This is a genomic window from Dorea sp. YH-dor226, from assembly GCF_039832105.1.
Lineage (GTDB): Bacteria > Bacillota > Clostridia > Lachnospirales > Lachnospiraceae > Dorea_A.
Window position 1 is genome coordinate 105,719 of the sequence record NZ_JBDOHS010000005.1, and the last position, 24,461, is coordinate 130,179.

Consider the following 24,461-nt stretch of genomic DNA (forward strand, 5'->3'; position numbering starts at 1 on the left):
AGAAAAACGATGGATTTTTATGGGTTTTATACAGGAAAAATATTTGATGCCTATCAGTATCTGGGCGCTCATGTAGAAGAAAAAGGAGTGACTTTTCGCACGTTTGCTCCTGCCGCCTCCAGAATCACTCTGATCGGTGAATTCAACCACTGGCAGGAATGGGAAATGAACCGGACCTACAGCGGTCAGTTCTGGGAATGCTACGTCGAAAACGCCAGGCCCGGAATGATGTATAAATACAGGATCTATAAGCAGGATGGTTCCTGTACCGACCATTGTGATCCCTACGGCTTCGGAATGGAATTAAGGCCGGCAAGCGCCTCCATCATCCGGGATCTGAACACATACACATATCATGATCAGGAATGGTTGCAGAAACGCTCCGACTGCAGAAATCAGCCTCTGAACATCTACGAACTTCACTTTGGCTCTTTCCGAAAACCTTCCGATGAACCGGACAGCTGGTACACCTATACAGAGATGATCGATATCCTCATTCCGTATCTGAAGGAATATGGATACAATTACATTGAGATCATGCCACTGAGCGAGCATCCCTGTGATGAATCCTGGGGATATCAGAATACCGGATTCTTCAGTCCCACTTCCCGTTACGGAACAGCACAGGAACTGATGGAATTCATCGATGCCTGCCATCAGAATGACATCGGTGTAATCATTGATTTTGTTCCGGTACATTTTGCCGTAGATGATTATGCACTTGCAAACTATGACGGAACTTCTCTTTATGAATACCCACATCAGGACGTCGGTGTCAGCGAATGGGGAAGCTGTAACTTTATGCACTCCCGCGGCGAAGTGCGAAGCTTCCTTAAGTCTGCCGCCAATTACTGGCTCAGTGAATACCATGCAGACGGTCTGCGTATGGATGCCATCAGCCGGATCATATACTGGCAGGGAGAACCGGTCAGAGGAGTAAACAACAATGCCGTAGACTTCATCCGGGAAATGAACCGGGGATTAAAGTCCCTGCACCCGACAGCCATCCTGTCAGCAGAAGATTCCACCTCTTTTCCGGGTGTGACACGTCCGGTCGAGGAAGGCGGACTGGGCTTCGACTACAAATGGGATATGGGCTGGATGAATGATACGCTGGATTACTTCCGGACCGGACCGGAATACAGAAGCCGGGACTACCACAAACTGACCTTTTCCATGATGTATTATTATAACGATGCATTCCTGCTTCCACTTTCTCACGATGAAGTCGTTCACGGAAAAGCTACGATCCTTCAGAAGATGTATGGGGACTATGATATTAAATTCCCGCAGGCACGGGCATTTTACATGTATATGTATGCACATCCGGGCAAAAAACTGAATTTTATGGGAAACGAGATCGGTCAGCTCAGAGAATGGGATGAAAAAAGAGAACAGGACTGGGATATCCTGACCTATCCGGTTCATGATGCGTTTCATCATTTTATAAAGGATCTGAACCATCTCTATCTGAATCATACTTCACTGTATTCTCTGGATTATGCAAATGATGGCTTTCGGTGGCTGGACTGCCACCAGGAAGGGCGCTGCATCTATGCATTCGAACGGAAAGATTCCACGGAGCGGATTCTTGCTGTATTTAACTTTTCTGATCAGCTGCAGGAAAATTATGACCTGCTCATACCTGATTCCAAAGAACTGAAGCTTCTGATTGCAAGTGATATGGAACAATACGGCGGAACCAACAGATATCCGGAAAAAACGAAAAAAGCAGAAAATGGACTCTATACTTTCACTCTGAATCCATATTCTGCCGCATACTACCTGATCCAATGATTTTTGATAGATATTTTCTATATATAGTGCTCACTTATTAATATAATGAATTTTCTTTTTCGATATGTAGGGATTACAATTATACCGTAATTTATATACCAAGGAGGATACAACTTATGAAAAAGAAACTATTGAGCGCATTACTCTGTGTTTCTATGATTTCTGCTCTCGCAGCCGGATGCGGAAGCAAGGACTCATCCGCCGAAGGAGGAGAATCCGATTCAGCAGAGGCAACTACTCTCACAATGTGGCTTCCACCATTGGATGATGACACAGAAACAAACTTTAAAAATCTTTTATCCGGATGGGAAGAAGAAAACAACTGTACTGTTGAAATGGAAATTATTCCATGGCAAAACTATGAAGAAAGATGGTCTACTGGTGTTGCAGGCGGAGAAACTCCTGACATCGGATATATGTATGTAGAAATGTACCCGACCTATATTTCTTCCGGACTTGTTATGGATCTGACCGATATGGTTACCGATGAAGATTATGATGAATACCTTTTCCTTGACCGTGGCGAAATGATGGGCGGATTATACGGTGTTCCGATTGTAACCGGTGTACCTTTTGTTCTGTATTATAATCAGGATATCCTGGATTCTCTTAATGAGACAGCACCTGAAACATGGGAAGACTTTGCACGTATCTGTGAAGAAGCTACTCAGGATACTGACGGCGATGGTGTAATTGATCAGTATGGCTATGCTGTAGGTCTTAACAGCGGTGATATGAGTAACCTTTACGCACTGAACTCTTACATTTACAGTCTGTTATGGCAGGCAGGCGGCGACATCTATACCGACGATCTGAAGGAAGTTGCATTTAACAATGAAGCCGGTGTGGAAGCAATTGAATTTTTAAAAAGCCTTCAGCCATACATGCCGGAAAATGTAATGTCTCTTTCCGGAACGGATGCTTTTGCAACAGTGTTTGCAGAGGGTAAAGCTGCCTTTGGTGTAACCCGTTCTTCCAGCGCTGATGAAACAATCTTTGCCAGCGACTATCCGAATCTGAAGAACTGGGATTATGTTACATCCTTAAAGAATGTTGATTATGGTACCTTTGGTGCTGCAGACTGCTTATCTGTAATGACAACGTCTGAAAATCCAGAACTCGCGTTAGATCTGATCAGATATATTACAAGCTCTGAATTTATGACAGAATACCACAAAGTAGCTCCGGGTGCTCCACTTACAGTAAGCGAAGAATATACCGGTGATCCTAAAATGGAAAGAATCGTTGGAGAAGACCGCAGTAAATGGCGTCCACTGCAGGCTGGTCCATGCGGAACTGAAATCCTTGAAAACTATGCAGCACACATCCAGTCCATCATGGAAGGAAATATGAGTGTCAAAGAGGCATTAGATGAATCAGCAGAATACTGTAACGAAGTATTAAGTGAATACTACGCTGAAAACGAATAAAAGAATCGAGGAAACTATGAAGAAAAAGAAAAAGGTGTCCGTTCTTACGCCTTATCTTTACATAGCGCCGATATCATTGATCCTGCTTACATTTGTAGCAGGATCTTTGATCATTGCGATATGTTTTAGTTTTACAAAATATAATATTATTACTCCAGCGAAATTCAACGGACTTTATAACTATCAAAAATTATTTCGTGATACAAAATTACATCTTTGTATTATGAATACGCTTAAAATTACTGTCATTTCTGTGCCGCTTCAGATTATCTGCTCTACGTTATTTGCAGTTCTGATTGCTTCCAGACAGCACACAGTGCTTGGAAAGCTCACAAAAGCAGCCGTTTTTATTCCTTACCTTTCTTCCAGTGCTGTAGTCGGTACTGTGTGGAAAGCAATTTTGAATGGCGGAAATCCTGCAGTTAAAGCAATCTTTGGTATTTTTGGCATAGATCCGACCATGCTGTTGGGAAGCAGTAAAACAGCAATCATCACGGTTGCTTTACTGATTGTATGGAAGGATGTAGGATACTACATGATTATTACCCTCTCCTCCCTGATGTCCATCCCCGGCACTTACTATGAAGCAGCCAAAGTAGACGGAGCAACTTCTTTGGATATGCTTACTAAAATCACATTGCCTTTATTAAGACCTACCATTGTAATGAATACATTCCTTGCAACAACAATCTCTGTACAAGTATTTGATCTGATCTATACCATGACCGGCGGCGGACCATCCATGTCTACCACAACTCTGGTCATGTATGCATACCAGCTCACTTTCAAAAGCGGAAAGAGCGGATATGCCATGGCTGTATCTAATGTACTGATGCTGATGCTGCTGATTATCATATTATTCCAGCAACGTTTCATGAAACGTGATGCTTCGGAAATATAGGAGGTGAATCAAATGAAAAAAATATACAATATAATCATAAATATTTTTTTGATTTTTGTAATCCTGGTTTGCATCCTTCCATTTTTATATATGATACTTATGTCTACTAAAAGTACGATCAATGCATATGACATATCTTTTAACCTTGCTGATATGTCCCTTGCACATTACCAGAGGATTTTCTCGGATCCGACTTTTATTCGCTACTTTTTAAACAGTGTATTTATTGCGATTGCAGGTGTTCTTTTAACTTTATTCACAAGCTGTACTGCCGGTTATGCTTTTGCGAAGCTAAAATTTAAAGGACGGGATAAAATATTCTTTTTACTGCTTTTAACTTTACTGGTTCCGTCTCAGGCAATTCTTGTGCCACTTTATCTTCTTGTCCGGGGATTCGGCTGGGTAAATACATTTCGAGCATTAATCTTGCCTCTTCCAACCGCATTTGGTGTATTTATCATGCGAAATGCGATTATGGAAATCCCCATTGAGCTGGTAGAATCTGCACAAATTGACGGTGCTTCCAAATGGAAAATTTTAAGAGTCGTCATATTGCCTCTGGTAGAATCCGCAATGCTCACCATAGCAATCTTCACCTTTGTAGGAGCATGGAATAACTTTACATGGCCGCTCATCATTACCACTGATGATCTGCACCGCACACTTCCGATTGCACTTACAACGATGAAAACACAGTATGACACAGATGTAGGTCTGAGTATGGCAAGTGCAACCGTCACTTTCCTTCCGCCTTTTATCTTTTATCTGTTACTCCAATCGAAATTCCGGGAGAGCATGGCTCTCAGCGGTCTGAAAGAATAACAGAAGAGACTGCTTTACGCAGTCTCTTCTGTTATTCTTCTAACACTTTCTTAAAATACATACTGGCTTTCTCACCAAATATATTTACGCTTTGTCCCATATACAAAAGGCTTGATACTGCAATATGCGGATAAGCAATCTTTTTTTTCGGTACATACGGAAGGAACTGAAAGCAGAATGGATCTGCGATAACAAGATCATATTGTTCCTGTTCTTCTAAAAAATTCACCAGCACTTCTTCGTCTTTCATCCAGAAGTCATTTCCCTTCATAAGCATCCTGTCCATCTTAAAAAAAGAAGCCACATCTACCTGATCATAATCAAATTCTTTTCTTAACAGGCTTCGCATCGCACAGGAAGTCATTTGTTCTCCTATAATGAACGCGCTTTTTCCACTCTTATTCTTTCCGGATTCTTCAGAATAAAATGCCACATTTCCCAGTTCCTTTCCAGAAAGAATATTTCTCACCTGTTCTGTCCATCGGACAGTATCTTTCTCTCCGAACGGATAACCAATCATATAGGGCGTTCCATAATTTTCATGCAATTGCTTTACAACTTTCACTGCTGACACAGATACCGCAAGATTCATCTTCGCTCCTGCCGCACCGGCGATCGCCCCCATAGACCCACGGGCTCCCCACACCACCGGATTCTTTGCCCCGGCTTTTTTCAAAAGCTTCACACAATCTTCCATTTGATTGTAATCCCACATATCAATAGATGTCGCCCCAATAATATTTACATCACTGATGTTATCTTCCTCTTTCCGGATCAACATCTTTGCCAACGCCAGATACGCCTTTTCCTGCCCTGCATCATATGTTTCCCATCCATTCGTATCTACCCCCATGGAAGGGAGAATGTTGTCCGTAAACCCCTGTTTATAAATTCCCCTGCATATTTCTTTTCCAAGTCCTTCAAGGTCCAACCCTGTGACAGCTGCTACAGGAGTTCCTATCAGTCCTACAAACGATCCACCAGTTTCATGATATGTTCGAATCGCGTCTTTTTTCAGCTTTTTATCAATTCCCATAACAATCTGTTTCTCTCGTAATGATGCCGAAAAAATTCTTCGCTCTTCATTGCCGCCTTTTGGATCTTCCCCAAACAGGAAACCACCCATGCATGCTCCTGCATCACAGAATATCAACATACCATCCATCTCCTGAAGAACCCCAGCCGCACCGGAATAATCTCCTGCAAAAGAACCTGTTTTTTGAAATAACCTTGCCATATCTATACCTCCTCCGGATAAGGTTTCCATGCTCTTGCGAATATGGATCCTGCAGGATCTGTTTCTTCTTTATCCTGTTCGCTTTCCCGTGGATGTTTCTGCAGCAATTGTTCTTCAAATTTCTCCATTACCTGCAGAAAAGTTTGAAAATCATATGGTTCTTCCGGAAGTTCAATCGTCATTAATTCTTTTACATTTTTCATTAGCATCATACTTCCATTGATCAACACATCCACCGGCTCCGGTTGAGATATAAATTTTCTCATACTGATATCAGGCGCCAGATACACATGTGTCCGTGGGCTGTGTTGCTGTAACCATATGTAATACTCCATGTCAGATCTTTGAATCTGATCTGTAAATACATATTTCACATTCAGCCCAATCGCTGTTAACTCACAGGCCGCTTTCACCGGTATGTAATCCAGTCTCTGACCAATCGCAAAGGTTTTTTCTCCTGCGATTTTTTTTACTTTTTCTGCTTTCTTTTTTGCAGCCTGATAAAACCCATCTGTCTCCAGCGTACAATGAAGTCTTCGTTCTAACTCTTCATAATTATGCCTGATCGTATCTGGATCCATAGATTCATTCCAGAAAAAGTATGGAACATGATACTTTTTTTCCATCATTTTTGCAGCTCGCAGATGAAAAGCGCTTAGCACGATATTCAGGCAAGCCTCTCCCATCTCATCAAATTCATCAAGGGTCTTACATTGCCTGATTTCACGAACCTCGTATCCTGCCTTTTGAAGAACCTGATAAAAATCCGTATTCGGATCAACTATTTCCACATGTCCCAACAGGTTCACAATCTTTTTCTTTGGCTGATGCGGATCTGCCTGAATCAGACTGTATACCATCTCCGGAAAGAGATCCGTATGTTTGATCTTATTATCCGCAAGAATCGGGAACATCTCCACCACACCAAAGCGGATTCCATATTGCTTCATGAGTCTCTTTCGGATGGCTGTATAATCAGAATGTATCAGTCCATCAATACAGGTAACTGTAATCGTAATCACTTTCGGCTGAGGATTAAGTTTTTCCAGCAGCTCCTGGATACATTTCCATAAAACGTCCGCAACACTCCCACTTACAATCTCCTTTTCTGACAAAAAAAGACTGTATACTCCTTGCGTATACCCGTTCAGTTTCAGATCAAAATCACAGTGTCGCATACAGGCTAACGGTGCAAGCAAAATATGTATCGATTCCGGAATGAATTTTGCCGTACGTGACAGACCACCCATTCCTCGTTCCCCCGCTCCCAGACACCGGAATCCTTCTCTTTGAAACCTCAGTTTATCTGCTTTATCCGTTTTTTCTTTGTTCAGATATGCAATAATTTCATCTAATTTAAAACATTTAATTTCTGTCATTTTTTCATCTTATTCCAGCGATAATGCTCCCGTATTACAGATCCTTACACACGCCGGTTCTTCTCCTCTTCCTGTTCTTTCAGAACAGCCATCGCATTTGACCAGTTTCCCTTCCGCATCAAAACGCGGCACATCATATGGGCAGGCTCTCTCGCAGGCCCGGCAGCCGATACATTTTTCCCGGATGGGAATTACAAATCCTCTGTCATCTCTTTCCAATGCTCCCACCCTGCAGGCTTCCATGCATTTCGCATGCTCGCAGTGGAGGCAGCTTCTGGTAATGTAACTGACAAGTCCGGTTCGTCCGGAAGTTCTTTTTTCATAAATTCTTGCGGATACCGCATGTTCTTCTGTCTCAGGATAATGCTGATCTATACATGCCACTACACACGCAAGACATCCGGAGCAAAGTTCCGGATTACATTTCACCCTACTCATATTCCTTCACCTTCTTCTCTATCCTGCAGCAATAAGACTTATATCCCGGAAATCCGGAGATCGGATCCAGATACCTGTCATCCACCAGATAATTAATATCCTTCTTTCCGGCTCCGTGATACACGTTCACAACACCCGGAAGGCAGGAAGAATCGATATTTATCGGAAGCTCCATAGCACCAACCGGCGTCTTCAAGATGACTTCTTCCCCATTATCCAGCAAAAGCCTCTTGGCATCTTCCGGATGAATATCAATCACCGGTGCTTCTTCCAGGTTCGCAAGCCACGGAAGTCTGTATGTTCTGGAATGAAACAGCTGCGGTTTGCGGCTGCCGGTCGCAAGGATCAATGGGTATTCATCCATCGGAAGTTCCTCCCGGAAGTCTCGATAGACCGGAAGCCCCTCATGTCCAGGTTTCCGACAAGAATTCAGAACCTGCGAAACAAATTCAATCTTTCCGCTCGGAGTCTTCACATTCAGAATTTCTTCTGTCGTTCGGATCTTTGCAGGAGTTTTCGGCGCCATCCCTTCCGGATGTGCTTTCAACTCCGAAAGCGTAATCTGCGTTGGTGCAAGAATAGATTCCAGATATTCTTCATAGCTGTGTACGGCAGGATTTCCCAGAGAAAATCCCAGTCGCTCACTCAGCTCCAGTAAAATCTCAATATCATTTTTCACTTCTCCCATCGGAGTGATTGCCTCCGGCTGATAATACAGTGTGTCAGGCCCCAGGATCTCCACCTGTGCCCGCTCCAGAGATGTGGCAGCCGGAAGAAGAATATCCGCATACCTGCAGGTATCATTCATATACATATCTACATTTGCAAAGAAATCCACACTCTCAAGTGCTTCCTCGATCCGATCCGGCCGCGGCCACATATGATGATTCATACCGAATGCCAGAAGTGTGTGAATCGGGTATTCTCCTTTTCCCTGCAAATAGTCAGCAATACGCGTCACCTGTGTCTCATAATATATGCATTTTCTCCATGCCGGAAACTGTTCATGACTTAAGTCCTGATCCGGATCTACCCTCTCCAGCCAGTCATTCATAAATGTTCCCGAAAGACGCGGACGTCCCGGTCCCGGAGCCATCACGCCTCCCGGCATTCCATAATTACCGGTCAATGCATTTAACAGCTCAATTGCCCGGGCGTTCTGCACACCGTTAATATTATGTACGATCGGGGACGCAGACGTCATGATCGCTCCCGGTCCTTCCGATGCAAACAGACGCGCCGCTTTTTCCATATCCTCTGCCGGAACACCCGTGATCTGTTCCACTTTTTCCGGTGTAAACTCCATCACATATTCTTTATATGAATCAAAACCATATGTATATTTTTCAACGTATTCTCTGTCATACAGATCCTCTGTAATCATGACCCTTGCCATGCCGAGCGCCAGTGCTCCGTCTGTACCCGGAACCGGACGCAGATGAATCTCAGCATGTTCCGTCGTCGGCGTACATCTTGGATCTACTACGATAATATGTTTCCCCTGGCTGGCCGCACTTAAGAACCCTTTCCCGCCTTTGACTGAGTTGCTGTAAAGGGGATTCACGCCCCACACCATCAGCGTTTTGCAGCGTCTGAGATCCGGCTGCGGCATGAACACATTCGATCCAAAACAGCACTTGCACGCCAGCATCAACGCATACGCACAGGTACTGGATTCCGATCCTACATTCGGGGTTCCGTAATGATTGGCAAAATCCGTAAGATACGGACGAAACCACTTGGGATGTCCCACATACACCATTGCGGATCTGGCACCATGTTGCTCTTTTGTCTTTTTCATATTCTCAGCAATGGCATCAAGCGCCTCTTCCCAGCTGATTCGTTCGAACTTTCCTTCTCCACGTTTTCCGACACGCTTCATGGGATAGAGAAGCCGTTCTGGGCTGTAGGTAGCCTGCTTCAGAGCAGCCCCCTTGACGCAGAGACGCCCATCAGAAAAGGGCAGTGTCTTATTGCCTTCCACTTTTACGATTTTCCCGTCCTGCAGGTGCAGATCCACCAGACATGACCCGCCGCACAGGCCGCAGATTGCAGGAGTTATCTTCGTCTCCATTATGCTTCCTCCTTGTTACCGCAACTGATTATGATTTACTGTCCGGTACTCTCTTTGCAATTTCCCGGTTCACCTTATTGCGAAGTGTGATCAGATACATATCTGATTTCGGATATTTCTTAAAAGTGATCGGTTCCGCCAGATCCCCTTCGATCAGTTCCATGACGTATTCCTTGCTGGTCAGAGATTCCAGAAGCTTTAATGCCCGAAGATCCGTAAGAGCCTCATAATGCACCATCATTCGGATAGATTCTTCCGGGTATCCGTCTGCTCCCGGATATACAATAAACGGATCTCCTGCCGGGAAAGCATTTCCTGCATCCGTCACTTCATACGGATTGATGTGTTCAATGGAAAACTGACTGTTATAGAAGTTATATCCCCAATGCAGAATACCGATAATGTCATATTTATACAGTTGAATTCCATAGATTCGATTTCTTGCAGACGGCATGGACATAAAGCGGTTGCTCACTTCATAAAACTGTCCGGTACAATAATACGTCCACATCTCTGTCAGACCATGTTCCAGGAATTCTTCAATCTCATTGTTGCCAGGGATTGGCTTGTCAATTAATCCATGACGATAGAATTCATAACTGGACAACGCATCAAATGTATGGAAACCATCCAGCATATGCCCCAGAGATTCTTTTGCAGCACGAAAGCTTTCCAGATGTTCCTCTCTTGGCTCATCTGATATATGAAAATACGTTACATCCGCAATCTGCCACTCTTTCAGTTTCTCAATCAGCTGCGGCAGAAAGCTCTGGAGAAATCTGGTATATTCGCCTACTGCCGGAGTATGCCAGCCAAAGATCTTTTCTTCTTTTCCATCCACCATTGCAACCACTTTTGGAGCACACTTTGCTCCCCACTGGGAGAACAGATGTGACATTTCAAAATACTCGATTCCACATTTTTTACACAGATCAATCCAGCGCTTCATCTGTTCAAATCCAAAAATATACTCCCCATCTTTTACTTCCACTTCAATCAGCTGAGTTGTCGTACGTTCCAGACCGACAGCCGTATCCAGCGGGGATGTAAAAAGCGGCGTAAGCATCATGTTACAACCACGTTTTACACTTTCCGTAAAATAATTCTCCAGAAGTTTCCAGTGCTCCTCAGAAAACACCTCAACATGGTAATAATCTGCCAGGCAATCTGCATGCATCCATTCCGTATGCATAATCTCCTGCTTTGGAAGGGTAACCCCATACACAGTAAGCTTCTGCACTGCAGAACATACTGTTTTTTCTTCTTTCACCAGCTGAATCTCTATCTCATACTCACCGGCAGGTATCTCTTCCGTCACTTCCACATCGATCCAGAGACTTCTCCACTGATTCGAGCATACGATCACTTTCCCGTCTTTTGGATCTCTCAAAAGATCCGGGTACAGTCCTGACGTTGTTTTCAGATAATTATCATCCACGATTCCGTTCGTCGCCCTTCCGACCGGCACCTGCTCTACGGTTCTGACGCGCACATGATCTGCAATCGGAGATACGACCCTGACTTCCAGTCTTTCCCGCATGAAAAAGTCACCTGTATATGCCGCCTGAAAGGACACAGTCTCTCCCCACAGCGCACTTAACACCTGACATTCCGGACGATATACCGGAGTCTCATCCTGAAAAACTTTTACCAGGGAACTTAATAATTTCATTTCATATTTGATTTCGCTCTGTTTTCTCATCATTTCCTCCCATATCACACTTCTTAAGTTCATAATCATCGATAGTTTCGAACAGCTTCCATAAAATAGTCCACCTGTTCCGGTCTTGCCAGCTCGGGAATATCGCAGCCCGTAGCCAATGTATATCCCTTCTTCGATCTTTTTCCGATCTCGATACAATTCCAGACTGCACTGGTAATCTCCTCTTTTGTTCCGTTCATAACGACCTCCACAGGATCTACATTGCCGGCAATCGGAACATAATTCCCCAGTTCTTCCACTGCCCGGTTCATATCAATGATGTTATCCAGGCTGATCTCATTTAATTCATACTGGCATATATACTTCCAGATACTGTAGGTACTTCCGCACATATGAAGAGATACTTTTTTTCCGGTTTTTTTCAGTGCGTAATCCGTCAGTTCCTTTGTATATGGAAATATAAACTTTTCATACATCTTAGGTCCGATTAATGCCGGATTGGCTACCGGATCTGCCATCGCAATTCCTAGTCCACGGGATGCAGCCTCATCAATACAGCTCCTTTGGGTATCCGTAATCAGTCGCAATAGTCTTTGAACCTCTTCCGGATATTTTCTGCAGTCTCTCAAAAGGCGCTCCACTCCGCGCAGATTCGACGCTATCGTAAACGGACCGCCAATGCTTGCTTCGATCGGAACCATCTCCATAGCTTCCTCTCCTAAAAGATCTGCTACTTGAAAAAACATCTGAATTCTCGGATTTTTCCCGGCTTCTGCAGGCTCCATGTCAGACAACCGATTATAATTCTGCAAATACGGTACATCCGCATACGGCAATCCATTCTCCGGATACACAAAACTGCCTCCCAACGCTTCCGTAATTCCCCGTGTATTAGGCCCGATCACAATTCTGTCATAGCCATATCTGTTAAATGCCACAATCTCTGCATCTGCAATCTTCTTCGGATCATGCCAGAAATCCCGGATACTGATTCCACTCAGATAACATTTCAGTTCTCCCATAAAAGGAACGACCGGCACACGATCAACGGCATCCCCCTTTTCAATCGCTTTTTTTCTTTCCTGCGGCGTCATTTGATCTGCCTTCGGTCTTTCTATCTTCATACAATCTACCGCCTGTTTTTTCTTGCTTCCATCTTACTATTTTCATATCTATTCAGTAAGAAATCATTTATATATAGAACTATCAAAGGCAGAAACCAGCTTTCAGTCTCTGCCTCCGACTTTCTATTAGTAATAATGTTTACAATAATTACATATACTCCCGCAATCCTTTCGGTATCTGTCCCAGCTTTGCTCCTTTTCCATACTTTCTCGCCGCATAGATAAATGCCTCTACATTCGCTTTCGGCGTTCCGATCGGCAGCTGGCACCCGGTATTCAGAATATATCCTGCCGGATTGTCCGCACATCTCATCATACATTCTTTACATGCTTCAATGACTTCGTCTATGGTTCCTTCTTTCATAACGTCAACCGGAGGAACATTTCCTGCGATCCGCATCCGGTCTCCGACCGCTGCTTTTGCCACCGCAAGATCCTCACAGTTATCAATGCTGAAGGAAAACAGTCCTGCATCCGCAAGATCACTCCAGATCGGACTGGTCTTGCCGCAGATATGCGCTCCCGGTCTGGAACCCATGATTTTTTCCGTTCCATCGATCAGTTTCTTAATGTATGGAAGAGAGAATTCATCAAACTGCTTTTTGCTGATCACATCCATACAGGTGACCGGATCTGAAAAATTCGTTCCAACCGGTCCGAATTCATGATAAAATGCGTCAAACCACCGCAGGGAACACTCTACGGTCAGATCCAGAAGCTTATGCAGCATCTCGGGATTTTTTCTGGTATCCTTCAGCACCATTTCCACCGGTCGTACCGCAATCGCTGTCGAGATCGGTCCTGCAACGCTGGTCGTCATGCTGACATCCGGAAAACGGTCTTTCAGACGTTTTGCGCTTTCCAGGATCGGTGCAAGCACCGGATTTTTATACGGATCTGTGACTTCAAGCCTGTCAAAATCCGCATAATCCTTCAGAATATGCTCCTCCACATAATCAATTCCGTGTTCCGGAGCCCGCAGTTTTGATCCCAGCGCACCTCCGATCGTCTTAAGTCCAAGCCCCACGTTAAAACTATCCAGCCCGAACTCTTCCTTTCTCCTTCGAATGACCTCGCTTTTTACTTCAAAGTCTTTCGCAAATTGTGTAGTTGTGAATCCAAAGATGTCTGCCATCGCCGGATCCGGAGCCTGAAGCGTATAAGGCTGATAATCTACTTCTTCTCCGGCATTGTAGGCTTTGATTCGCTCTGCCGCCGTCATCTCATCTTTCTGCTCACTCATCAGTCGTTTCAGTTCATCGTATTCCATAGGCACCTCCGTTCTCGTGCATATATGCCCGAACACATGTTATTTCCATATTTAATTAAAATGTTGGAAAGATCATACTCTCCGTAAAGATTCTTTCATAATTCTCAGTTTCAGCCAGTTCCATATATTCCATCCGGCATGCCAGTTCTTCCACTTCTTTCTTCACAGTTGCAGACATCAGGGACATATATGCACCCGTCTTGGAAGAATTTCCCACATATATCAGCTTATCTCCCACTTCCTCCGGAAGGATTCCGGTGCCGACCAGAGATTCTGCCGGAAGATGTGCACCAAACTGCCCCGCGATCATAACTTTATCCAGATCCTCCATCCGGATTCCCGCTTTATTTAACAGGGCAACGAAGCCGGAAAGAATCGCTCCTTTTGCAAGCTGTACCTGGCGTACATCCCCCTGTGTGACCAGAAGTTCCGGATTCTCATGCAGGATGAATTCCCGCTTCGTCCCGTTCAGGCGAATATAGGGATACCGATAATCATCTTCTTCCAGCTTTTCCTTTTTTACAAATACACCCGTCTTTTTTACGATTCCGGTACGCAGAAGCTCCTTTACCACTGCCAGAATTCCACTTCCGCAGATTCCTGCCGGTTCCTGCTCTCCAATCGTCTTAAGCTCAATGCCCTGTTCTGTGATCCGGACATCCTCGATCGCTCCTTCTGCTGCCCGCATACCGGAGCTGATATTCATACCTTCCAGTGCCGGCCCCGCAGCACAGGAGCAGCAGAGCAGTCTTCCCTGGCTTGCAAGCACGATCTCTCCATTGGTTCCAATGTCAATAAACAGAACATTTCCCTTTTCTTTTTGAAGTTCACACACGTATGCTCCCGCCACAATATCCGCACCAATATAAGCTGACACCTGTGGAAGACAGTACAGTCTGGTATCTGCTGCCGCTTCGATCCCGATATCCACTGCCAGAAGCTTCTGTGCTTCTGTGAACTTGGGGCGATATGGCGATTTCCCGATGGATCTCGCATCCACACCAAGCAGCATGTGCATCATGGTGCAGTTTGCCGCTACATCGATCTCACGAATCGCATTTCGGTCCACAGAAGCTTCCATACAGGCTTCTCCAATCATTGCATTGATGGAATGGACAATTGCCGCCTGAAGCTCCTGAATTCCACTTTCCGGGTGCTCATACTCATATGTGATCCTGGTCAGTACATCCAGACCATAGTGCTTCTGTGCGTTGATCATAGAAGCATTGGCAAGTTCTTTTCCGGAAGCAAGATCGATCAGTGCAGTCACCACAGTCGTCGTACCGATATCGATCACAATTCCATATCCGCCATCATACGGATCTTTCTCAAACGCCGGCATATATCCCTTCGTCAGTACTTCATGCTTTCTTTCTTTCTGAAGAAGTTCCACGGTAATATCCCCCATTACTTCTGTCAGACAGGAAAGTCTGATTCCTGTACGAATTTCCTCCGGCTTCAGTAACTTTTCTTCCGTCTCAGACATGGCCGATACTTCTCCGGACAGAATCCTTACCTTGCATTTTCCACAGATTCCTTTTCCACTGCACGGATTGTCCACAAACACACCGGCATCCAGAAGTGTATTCAAAAGACCTGCTCCCGCCTCGCAGCGGATCACCTGGCCGGTCTGTCGTATTCTTATCTCTGCCATCCCTTATGCCTCCTCTTTCAGGCACTCCAAAATAGACTGCACATTCACAAGCGGAGACTTCATTCCCAGACCACAGGCCGGGGACAGAATATCAGAACCATGTTTCTGACAGCTTCTGGTTAACATCTTAACGCGCGCCGGATCTCCAAATTCCAGTGCATAGGTACTGACATTGCCCATCAGCACTCTGTCATTTAAGTGCTCTCTTGCCTCTTTCATCGGAACCACCGAATCAAAGCTCAGTACATTGCTGTGAAGTTCGTTTACCTCACGATAGACCGGTCGCATCTGTCCACAGATATGTACGATCGTTCCCATCTTTTCCGCCTGCAGAGCATCCAGCAGTCGGTTAATATAAGTCACTGCAAATTCTTCAAAGAACTTCGGTCCCAGGATCTCTCCGGTTCCGCTTGGATCAGAGATTGCGATCACATCGGCTCCCGCCTCTATCTGTGCACGTCCGAACGTGATCAGCTGATCGGTGATAAATGCCATATATTCATGTGCTTCTTTATTCTTTTTACGAAGCTCCTTATAGAAGATCACCGGTTCCATAACGGAACTGGCAGTACTGATCGGTCCGGTCAGATTGCCTACGATCGGCACGCCTGTCGTCTCTTCCTTCAATATCCGGATCGCATCCAGCACAACTTTCGCACGTCCCTTTGTGACATCAACCGGGGTCAGCTTATGAAACTCACCTACAGAGTCTATCACATACTCTATCACATGCGGTTCATATACCTTTGATCCCATATCAACCCTGGCTCCCATTTCTTCTGCCTCTACCGTCATACAGAACGGAACCCCATAATTCTCAAAACAGCCCTTTTCATATACCGCTTTCGCGAGATCTGCCATCTTTCGCGCATCGGTATGCGCCTCCGGAAGATAGACCTGTACCTCATCCATCAATTCGGCAGTCACCATATTCATCATGCCTCCCGGACAAATACATGCCGGACGGTCTGCCTTCTTTCCTTCCATGATCAGTTTCAGTCTCTCTTTTGGTGTTAACATATCCTTCTCCTATGCAATATTTAATAATCTTTTCGCAAGTTTTACAGCTTCAACAGCATTCTGTGAATATCCGTCCGCACCGATCTTGTCCGCAAACTTCTGAGAGATCGGGCCTCCGCCGATCATAACCTTTACTTTGTTGCGAATACCCGCTTCTTCAAGAAGATGAATGACCGTCTCCATACCTCCCATTGTGGTCGTCATCAGAGTTGACATACACACAAAGTCAGCATTCTGTTCTTTTGCTGTATCTACAAACTGCTGAAGAGGCACATCTCTTCCAAGATCGATCATATTGAATCCTGCTGTTTCCAGCATGATCTTGACCAGATTCTTACCAATATCGTGTGTATCTCCTTCCACAACTCCGATCACTCCCGTGATCTTATCATCGTTTGCCACCTCCGGAAGATAAGGACGCAGAATGTCAAGTCCTGCATACATCGCATCAGAGCAGAGAAGAACATCCGTTACAAAATATTCTTCTTCCTCATACAGCTGACTGGCGCGGTTCATACCGTCTACCAGACCCTCCATAATGCCGTCAAATGCAGGATAACCTGCATCCAGATATTCCTGTGCAGCTTCTGCCACATCATCTTCTTCCATCTCCACAACGCCGTCTGATAATTTCTTTAATAATTCCTCTTTTGAGCTCATGTTCCTGCCTCCCACTCTTTATTTTAATTTCACTTCTTTAAAAAGACCGTTTTCTAATTGATATCCTACATTTTTGATACACATCTGGCCCGCAAACTTTGCCTTTCCGATCATCTCGATACAGCCTTCTCCATAGCTCATCGGTCCGGAAAGCTTTCTGTCCTTAAGTTCCGCCTTTTCCGTTCCCAAAAGCGCAAATGTTGTCTTAGGACATAATAACATCAATGTCTTATCATCAGCAAGTATTTCCACCTTCTTCAGAAATTCATACGTAAACTCACTGACCACCTGTTCTGCCATCTTCGGTCCCAGAATACTTACGCCGCCGGAAGAATCTGCATAACTGATCAGATCCACATCATACTTCTTTGCTTCTTCCATGAATCTTAAGATCTGATCTCCCAGTTTCCAGAAAACTTCCTTCATAACTTCCGGTTTTTTGCGCCATCCCTTAAATACATATTTTGCATCAATCAACACATTCAGGATCGTAAACGGACCTGACACCTGAAGAACCACATGCTCTCCCTGATTTCTCAGTTCCTTACATGCCAGCAGTACCTCGTGAATCCTTCCCTTTGAAAAGTCCATCTCCGGAAGTTCCAGAAGCTCTTCCACGGAAGTGCAGATATATTCTTTTGCCCGTGGACCGGTCACCGCATTTCCATAATTGATGATTCCTCCCATAGCTTCCGCCTCAACCGTATGGCAGAACGGCAATTCACAAAACGATGCACCGTCATGCTCCTTCAAAGCCTTTGAAAGTCTCACCATGGAATCACAGTGCAGATATGCCTCCGGGAATGTTAGTTCCAACCCTTTCGTCACCTCTTCACTGATTCCGACGGAATTTCCATAGGTACAATAAAAATCTTTGATTTCTCCCATTCTCTTCTCTCAACCTCCTTTTTTATAAAAATAACGTTCGGATTGCCTGTTCTTTCAATTCACATCCAATCACGACGGCAACTGTATCCTTCTTATCTCCGGCCGCAGTATCCATCTCCTTAATCGATACCGCTGACGGCGTATAATCAAAATGCATCCTTCTTCCGTCTGTGTCTTCAATGATTCCTTTTGCCCGTATCACCTTTCCATAACGTTCTGCCTTTAATTCCCGCAAGATCCTCATAAGATCCGATTCGGATATTGCCCTGGTACCCTGTATAGAAATGCTGGAAAACACCTGTTTTTCAGACCTTGGAAGAATCATGCCCACTTTTCTGTTCCTCTCATGATCTCCCGTCATCTCAACAAGCTCCAGCAAAGCATCGGGATGCATCACTCTCCAGTCTTCGCCATATATGATTGCCTTTGGATTCATCTGCCGAATCCTTTCAATCAGACATTTCTTCTCTTTTAGGGATACAGTCTCCAGATGACTCAGCAGCAAAAGTCCCGCATTCCTAATCTGATCCTGATAAAATGCACCAAACCCGTCTGCATATTCTTCCAATCCTGCCAGATCAACTACCGTAATCAGCTTCGTAATCGTAAGATCCACTCCATCTTTTTCCTTTGCCTGCATACATGCATTTACGATATCTGACAGCCGTCCTACTCCCGACGGCTCAATCACAATCCGGTCCGGCCGAAACGTTTCCGCAATCTCCCGGATTCCCTTTCGGAAATCGATCGCCAGACTGCAGCAGATACATCCGGAGTACAGCTCCTTTACCGGAACATCTTCCGGCATCATTCCCCCGTCCAGCCCGATATCTCCAAACTCATTCTCGATCACGACGGTTCTCCCTTCGAGAAGCGGTAGATATTGATTTAAAAATGTAGTCTTTCCGGCTCCAAGGAATCCGGACACGATCTGTATCTCCATTCCATTTCCATCCTTTTTATCCTTCTCATTACGGCATTGCATACCTGATCTAGATTCCTGCTTCTTTCAGTCCCTTCGGCAGGCATCCCTTTCTGGCTCCTCTGCCATACTTTCTGGCAGCATAGATAAATGCATACAGGTTCTCTCTCGGAACTCCCGGCGGCACCTGACAGCCTGCTGCCAGTGAATATCCCATTGGACTGTCACTGCCTTTCTTCAGGCAGGTAATTACTGACTCTATCACATCGTCAATAGAACCATATTTTAAAACTTCAACCGGCGGAACATTACCGGATATACTCATCCTGTTTCCAACACAGCGTTTTACTTCTTCCAGATCCTCACTGTTATCCACACTCAGCATCGTGAATCCCATCTCGATCAGATCTTCCCAGATTCCTTTCGTCTTCCCACAGATATGAGTCGTCGGCATCCTTCCCGTAATTTCCTTAATTCCATTTACCAGATCCTGCAGATGTGGTTTTTCAAATTCCAGAAACTGCTTTTTACTCAGTACACTGAGAGAAGCGGATGGTTCTGCGATATTGACAGGAAGCGGACCGAATTCCTCTGTCACCGTACGGATCCAGCTTAAGTTACACTGTACACAATAATCCAGCAGCCTGTGCAGTTCCTCCTTATGCTTTACCGTATCCCGCAGGATCTCATCCAGTCTCCTGATAGACGTTGCAGTCGTCATCGGCCCTGCAACTCCATTTCCCGCACCCCATCCGGGAAATCTTTCCTTTGACTTCCGGAAAGTATCGATAATTGCTTCCAGATTCGGACACTTATGAGGATCGATCACCTCCATGCCATCTAACCGTGCATAATCCTTCAATACATGCTCAGACACAAATCCCAGACCATTTTCCGGATAGCGCATTTTGGATCCCACAGCCTCTCCGATCGACTGAAGTCCCACACCAATCCCGATTGCTGCATTTCCGAATTCCTCGTGCATCTTCTCCATGATATCAAAACGAATCTCCAGTGAGTCCCGGTACTGCTGAAGCGTATATCCGTAAAGATCCGCAGTGGTATCCGATCCCACCAGACGATACGGTATATGATCCACTTCCTCTCCCTTGGCGTACCCGATCATACGCTCCATGACTGTCATTTCATCCTTTTGCTCTTTCATTTCCCGAAGGAGTTCCTCATAAGTCATAGTCTTTCCACCTCTTTCGTATAAATAATAAAAATCGGCACAGAAAAAGCAGCGTAATTGCTGCCTTTTCCCCACCGAAAAGTCCGTTCATATATAGCAGGTCTCCTGACTTAACTTCTCTCTCTAATCCCGCCTTCCCTGTATACCGGTGGCAACTGGGATTATCGTCCGTTTCACAGTAGAGCGGGCTGTCCCGGATTCTCACCGGATTCCCTTTTCAATGCACGTGCATCACTATATAGATTACTATGTATATAATAGCATAGGAAAACACCCATCACTAATTAGTAATTCATATATGATTATAGCTTTCATCTATAGCATTCCTTTTGGCATGTATCCTTTTCTGGCCCCTTTACCGTAAACAGCCGCCGCATTCATAAATGCGATCATATGCTCTTTGGAAGTTCCTACCGGTGTCGTACATCCCGGACAGAGATTATATCCGCATGGATTATCTCCGGCTTGCGCAATACACCGTTTTACATGTTCTTCAATATCTTCGATCGTTCCATCTTTCAGCACATCTACCGGTGACAGATTGCCACTGATTGCAATCTTATCTCCATGCGCATCTTTTAACTCCTGCAGGCTTTCACAATTATCCACCCAGAAACCACTGACTCCGGCATCAACCACCTCCTGCCAGCGATCTTTGGTATTGCCACAGATATGAATGGATGTTCCCTGCTGAAATTCATTCATTCTCTGTACAGCCTGTTTCAGATAAGGCAGGAAAAACTCCTGAAACTGCTTCTTGCTCAGAAGATTCCTGGATGCCATCGGCTCTGACAGCATGAATTTTATTCCCAGCTTCTGATTCATGTCTTTACAACATTTTACAATACAATCCGTACTGAACTGAAGCAGACGATGAGCTCCTTCTTTATTTTTCACGGTTGCTTTTAAAAATTTTTCCGTTCCGATCAGACTGGCGGCCGTTGTCAACGGACCCGCAAGACCACTTCCAAGAATTCTTTCTTCTCCAAATCGTTCCTGAAGCCGTTCAAATGATTCCACAATAATTGGAAATCTTCCGTCTTTTTCTATATTCACAAGTTCCATATTATCAATATCCGCAAAAGAGGTCAAAGCCGGCTCTGCAATATAGGACACATTCTTCTTTGGATACTCCAGTTTTGTTCCAAGCGCTTCTACCAGCGTTCTAAGCCCCAATCCCACTCCCATGTTATCCGCATGGAAATCTTCTGCAAGCCTTGTCTCCACTTCAACCATTGCATCAGCCGAAAAATAGTAATCACAGATATTGATTCCATACAATGGAGGAGCTGTTTCTCCGGCACTCAGAGAAGTCGGAATCCTGTCAACTTCTTCCCCTCTGGCATATGCCGTCACTCTTTCTTTCGGCGTCATTTCCGGTTTGATCAATTCCATCTTTATTCCCCCTAAACTCAACAAAACAACATCATAAATGGTACAGTAATGATAGAAAGCAGCGTCGACATCGCAAAAAGTTCAGACGCATAGACTGCATCCTTCCCGTATCTGAGTGCAAATAAACTTCCCGTTACCCCTACCGGACAGGAAGAAGCCAATATCATTACCGTTTTAATGACATTGTCTACCGGTAAAAAGTAAAACAACCCGATCAGCACCATTGGCATAACAATCAGCTTTACAAAGCTCAGCCAGTACAATCTGGCCTTTTTAAATGTATGTTTCAGATCTGCCTGTGCAATATTAATACCCGCCACCATCATGGCCATCGGTGTATTCATATTTGCAATCATTTCCAATGGTTCTTCAATAATCGCAGGCATCCGGATCTGCAGAAAAAAACATAATACACCGAAAATAATGGCAATGATTGTTGGTGATGTAAATACCTTTTTTAAAGATTTGACATCCATTTTTCCGGACATCACGATAATTCCATGTGACCATAACAGAAAATTGGCCAGGGCAACATATGCCGTCATATAAAATACACCATCTGCTCCAAATATTCCCTGTGCCATCGGGATTCCAATAAATCCGCAGTTCGAATACATGATCGCCACATGCTCAACTGCTGCATAATCCTGATTCTGTTTCCGCACCACAATCTTACAGATACACCATATCACCATAAATGATAAAACTGACAATACGACCGACACTCCCAATCCCGAAAGCAGGCTGGGGGTAAACTCCTTTTGAAATGAAGTAAATAGCAGAATCGGTGTAAACAATGTCAATACCAGATCCGACAGTTTCTTATTGATTTCCTCATCCACAATCCCTGTTTTGTAACTCATGACTCCTGCAAGTGCAAGGATTACCATTACCAGTGTTTTGTACAATGTAATTGAAGCCAGTTCCATGTTGTTCTCCTTTTCCTCTCACAGACGATGTTTTATTTTCAAAAAGTAAAAAGGACAGTCATTACCTGTCTGCCCTTTTTACTTATGAACACTTTCATCTGAACTAGAATGCAGGAATCTGAATTCCACCATTACTCTCAAAGTACTCTTTCAATGCGTCACAACGTGCTGCTTCTACAAGATCTGCCAGCCACTGTGCATCTGCATCTTCTTTTCTTGTAACAAATCCAAGACTGTAATCTGGTCCATCCTGAGATTCTGCAATATATTTTGTAGCATCCAGTCCTGCATTATACATATGCTGAGCAGCAAGTATAATCGCATCTACATCCGGAAGGGACTGTGGAAGTACGCTCATCTCAGCTTCTACAAACTGAAGGTTCTTCGGATTGTCTTTGATATCATAAATTGTCGGACTTTCTACTGTTTCATCGTATGTAATCAGTCCCAGATCCTGAAGCATCTTAAGACCTCTTGCCTGATTGGTAGCATCATTACATAATCCGATTGTTGCGCCATCCGGAAGATCCTCCACAGATTCCAGATTCTCAGAATACATTGCAAATAACGGATAGTGTGTATAAGGCTGAGCCATAACAAAGTCTGTACCGTTCTCTGCATTATAGCTGTCAAGATACGGCTGATGCTGGAACCAGTTTACATCAATACTTCCCTCGCCAAGAGCCACATTTGGCTGAATACTGTCATCAAAAGTTGTAACATCCAGTTCATATCCTGCTTCTTCTACACTTGCACGAATTGCCTCTACCATGTCAATGAAGTCTGCTCTGACACCAAGCTTGATTACCTGCTTTTCATCAGAACTTTCCTCTGTCGTCTCTTCTGTTGTCTCCTCTTCTGAAGATGAGCTTCCACATCCCATAAGCATTGTTACCGCCATTGCTGCGCATAATAATACGCTGATTAATCTTTTTTTCATACTTACCTCCTGAATAATTGTATATAAAAATAAGCAGATGCTTACTTCTATCATGGTTATTTAAGTTTTTTGTAGATCCAGTCTCCGAAATACTGGATAAATGCCACCAGAACAATCAGAACTACAACAATAGAATACATAATCTTCTGATTAAAATTCTGATATCCATATGTAAGAGCTACTGCACCTAATCCACCTGCACCGATTGCACCTGCCATCGCAGTCGCACTGAGAAGATTAATAACGCCAAGGCAAAGACCTGATATAATTGACGGTACTGCTTCTTTCAGCATTACTTTTACTACAATCTGTGTCTTTGAAGCACCAAAAGACTGTGCTGCTTCAATTAAAGCCGGATCTATCTCTTTGAAACTGTTCTGAAATATTCGTCCCATAAATGGTGTACAGGCAACGGTCAATGGCACCAGTGCAGCCGTTTCACCAATAGAAGTACCAACAACCAGTCTTGTAAAAGGAATAATTGAAATCATCAGGATAATAAACGGAAATGATCGAATCATATTTACAATAAAGTCCAAAACTCTGTTTACAACAATGTTCTCACACAGTCCGCCTTTTTCAGTTACAATCAGAGCCACTCCGATAAAAAACCCAAAAAAGGTGGAAAGAACACTGGAAATCACCAGCATTTTAAGTGTTGCTACGATTGCCGGTGCTATTAACATCTGACATATTTGAAGAAATGTGTAATTTTTCAGAGCCATT

Annotated in this window: 21 protein-coding genes and 1 riboswitch; of the genes, 4 read left to right on the forward strand and 17 right to left on the reverse strand. The window is 44.3% G+C overall.

Translation table 11 applies throughout. The features are described from left to right. Positions 1-9: 9 nt before the first annotated feature. The 4 genes from glgB (at position 10) to ABE547_RS06235 (ending at position 4,950) form a co-directional block, all read left to right on the forward strand. Positions 10-1,797, forward strand: coding sequence for a 1,4-alpha-glucan branching protein GlgB (gene glgB, locus ABE547_RS06220; RefSeq protein ID WP_347377949.1), 1,788 nt, complete (start codon positions 10-12; stop codon positions 1,795-1,797). A 116-nt stretch (positions 1,798-1,913) separates the two neighbouring features. Continuing rightward, positions 1,914-3,227, forward strand: a complete 1,314-nt coding sequence (locus ABE547_RS06225; RefSeq protein WP_347377950.1) for a sugar ABC transporter substrate-binding protein — start codon at positions 1,914-1,916, stop codon at positions 3,225-3,227. A gap of 16 nt (positions 3,228-3,243) precedes the next feature. Beyond that, positions 3,244-4,128, forward strand: coding sequence for a sugar ABC transporter permease (locus ABE547_RS06230; RefSeq protein ID WP_347377951.1), 885 nt, complete (start codon positions 3,244-3,246; stop codon positions 4,126-4,128). A 12-nt stretch (positions 4,129-4,140) separates the two neighbouring features. Then, a complete protein-coding gene (locus tag ABE547_RS06235) occupies positions 4,141-4,950 on the forward strand; it encodes a carbohydrate ABC transporter permease (RefSeq protein WP_347377952.1) in 810 nt (269 codons plus the stop codon). Positions 4,951-4,981: 31 nt separating this feature from the next. Here the strand turns inward: ABE547_RS06235 and ABE547_RS06240 are convergent, their stop codons facing one another. The 17 genes from ABE547_RS06240 to ABE547_RS06320 form a co-directional block, all read right to left on the reverse strand. Next, a complete protein-coding gene (locus ABE547_RS06240; protein WP_347377953.1) occupies positions 4,982-6,187 on the reverse strand; it encodes a nitrogenase component 1 in 1,206 nt (401 codons plus the stop codon). Between the two features lie 2 nt (positions 6,188-6,189). After that, positions 6,190-7,566, reverse strand: coding sequence for a nitrogenase component 1 (locus ABE547_RS06245; protein ID WP_347377954.1), 1,377 nt, complete (start codon positions 7,564-7,566; stop codon positions 6,190-6,192). Between the two features lie 9 nt (positions 7,567-7,575). Next, entirely contained in the window at positions 7,576-8,004 is a 429-nt protein-coding gene (locus tag ABE547_RS06250; RefSeq protein ID WP_347377955.1) for a 4Fe-4S dicluster domain-containing protein, read from the reverse strand. Next, positions 7,997-10,078, reverse strand: a complete 2,082-nt coding sequence (locus ABE547_RS06255) for a molybdopterin-dependent oxidoreductase (RefSeq protein ID WP_347377956.1) — start codon at positions 10,076-10,078, stop codon at positions 7,997-7,999. The genes ABE547_RS06250 and ABE547_RS06255 overlap by 8 nt, the downstream gene beginning before the upstream one ends. Positions 10,079-10,106: 28 nt before the next feature. After that, entirely contained in the window at positions 10,107-11,780 is a 1,674-nt protein-coding gene (locus tag ABE547_RS06260) for a DUF4091 domain-containing protein (RefSeq protein WP_347377957.1), read from the reverse strand. 35 nt (positions 11,781-11,815) lie between these two features. Further along, positions 11,816-12,865 carry a uroporphyrinogen decarboxylase family protein gene (locus ABE547_RS06265; protein ID WP_347377958.1) on the reverse strand — a complete coding sequence of 350 codons (1,050 nt, stop codon included), beginning with the start codon at positions 12,863-12,865 and terminating at the stop codon, positions 11,816-11,818. A 148-nt stretch (positions 12,866-13,013) separates the two neighbouring features. Continuing rightward, positions 13,014-14,135, reverse strand: coding sequence for a uroporphyrinogen decarboxylase family protein (locus tag ABE547_RS06270; protein ID WP_347377959.1), 1,122 nt, complete (start codon positions 14,133-14,135; stop codon positions 13,014-13,016). A 55-nt stretch (positions 14,136-14,190) separates the two neighbouring features. Beyond that, positions 14,191-15,789, reverse strand: a complete 1,599-nt coding sequence (locus ABE547_RS06275; RefSeq protein ID WP_347377960.1) for an ASKHA domain-containing protein — start codon at positions 15,787-15,789, stop codon at positions 14,191-14,193. Positions 15,790-15,792: 3 nt separating this feature from the next. Further along, positions 15,793-16,809 carry a uroporphyrinogen decarboxylase family protein gene (locus ABE547_RS06280; protein WP_347377961.1) on the reverse strand — a complete coding sequence of 339 codons (1,017 nt, stop codon included), beginning with the start codon at positions 16,807-16,809 and terminating at the stop codon, positions 15,793-15,795. 9 nt (positions 16,810-16,818) lie between these two features. Further along, positions 16,819-17,469 carry a corrinoid protein gene (locus ABE547_RS06285; protein ID WP_235250377.1) on the reverse strand — a complete coding sequence of 217 codons (651 nt, stop codon included), beginning with the start codon at positions 17,467-17,469 and terminating at the stop codon, positions 16,819-16,821. 18 nt (positions 17,470-17,487) lie between these two features. Then, positions 17,488-18,357: a uroporphyrinogen decarboxylase family protein gene (locus tag ABE547_RS06290; protein WP_347377962.1), complete on the reverse strand. Its 870-nt coding sequence runs from the start codon at positions 18,355-18,357 to the stop codon at positions 17,488-17,490. Positions 18,358-18,379: 22 nt separating this feature from the next. Continuing rightward, the gene (locus ABE547_RS06295) at positions 18,380-19,342 is read right to left on the reverse strand and encodes a GTP-binding protein (protein WP_347377963.1); all 963 of its coding nucleotides are present in this window, start codon (positions 19,340-19,342) and stop codon (positions 18,380-18,382) included. A 7-nt stretch (positions 19,343-19,349) separates the two neighbouring features. Further along, positions 19,350-20,471, reverse strand: a complete 1,122-nt coding sequence (locus ABE547_RS06300) for a uroporphyrinogen decarboxylase family protein (RefSeq protein ID WP_347377964.1) — start codon at positions 20,469-20,471, stop codon at positions 19,350-19,352. 77 nt (positions 20,472-20,548) lie between these two features. Next, positions 20,549-20,725, reverse strand: a riboswitch (cobalamin riboswitch). A gap of 61 nt (positions 20,726-20,786) precedes the next feature. Next, positions 20,787-21,866, reverse strand: coding sequence for a uroporphyrinogen decarboxylase family protein (locus ABE547_RS06305; RefSeq protein WP_347377965.1), 1,080 nt, complete (start codon positions 21,864-21,866; stop codon positions 20,787-20,789). A gap of 17 nt (positions 21,867-21,883) precedes the next feature. Then, entirely contained in the window at positions 21,884-22,795 is a 912-nt protein-coding gene (locus tag ABE547_RS06310) for an AEC family transporter (protein ID WP_347377966.1), read from the reverse strand. Between the two features lie 103 nt (positions 22,796-22,898). Further along, complete coding sequence (locus ABE547_RS06315) at positions 22,899-23,735, reverse strand: MetQ/NlpA family ABC transporter substrate-binding protein (RefSeq protein WP_347377967.1); 837 nt, start codon at positions 23,733-23,735, stop codon at positions 22,899-22,901. A gap of 56 nt (positions 23,736-23,791) precedes the next feature. Further along, positions 23,792-24,460 (reverse strand): methionine ABC transporter permease, encoded by a 669-nt coding sequence (locus ABE547_RS06320; protein WP_347377968.1) that lies wholly within the window; start codon positions 24,458-24,460, stop codon positions 23,792-23,794. Position 24,461: the final 1 nt, after the last annotated feature.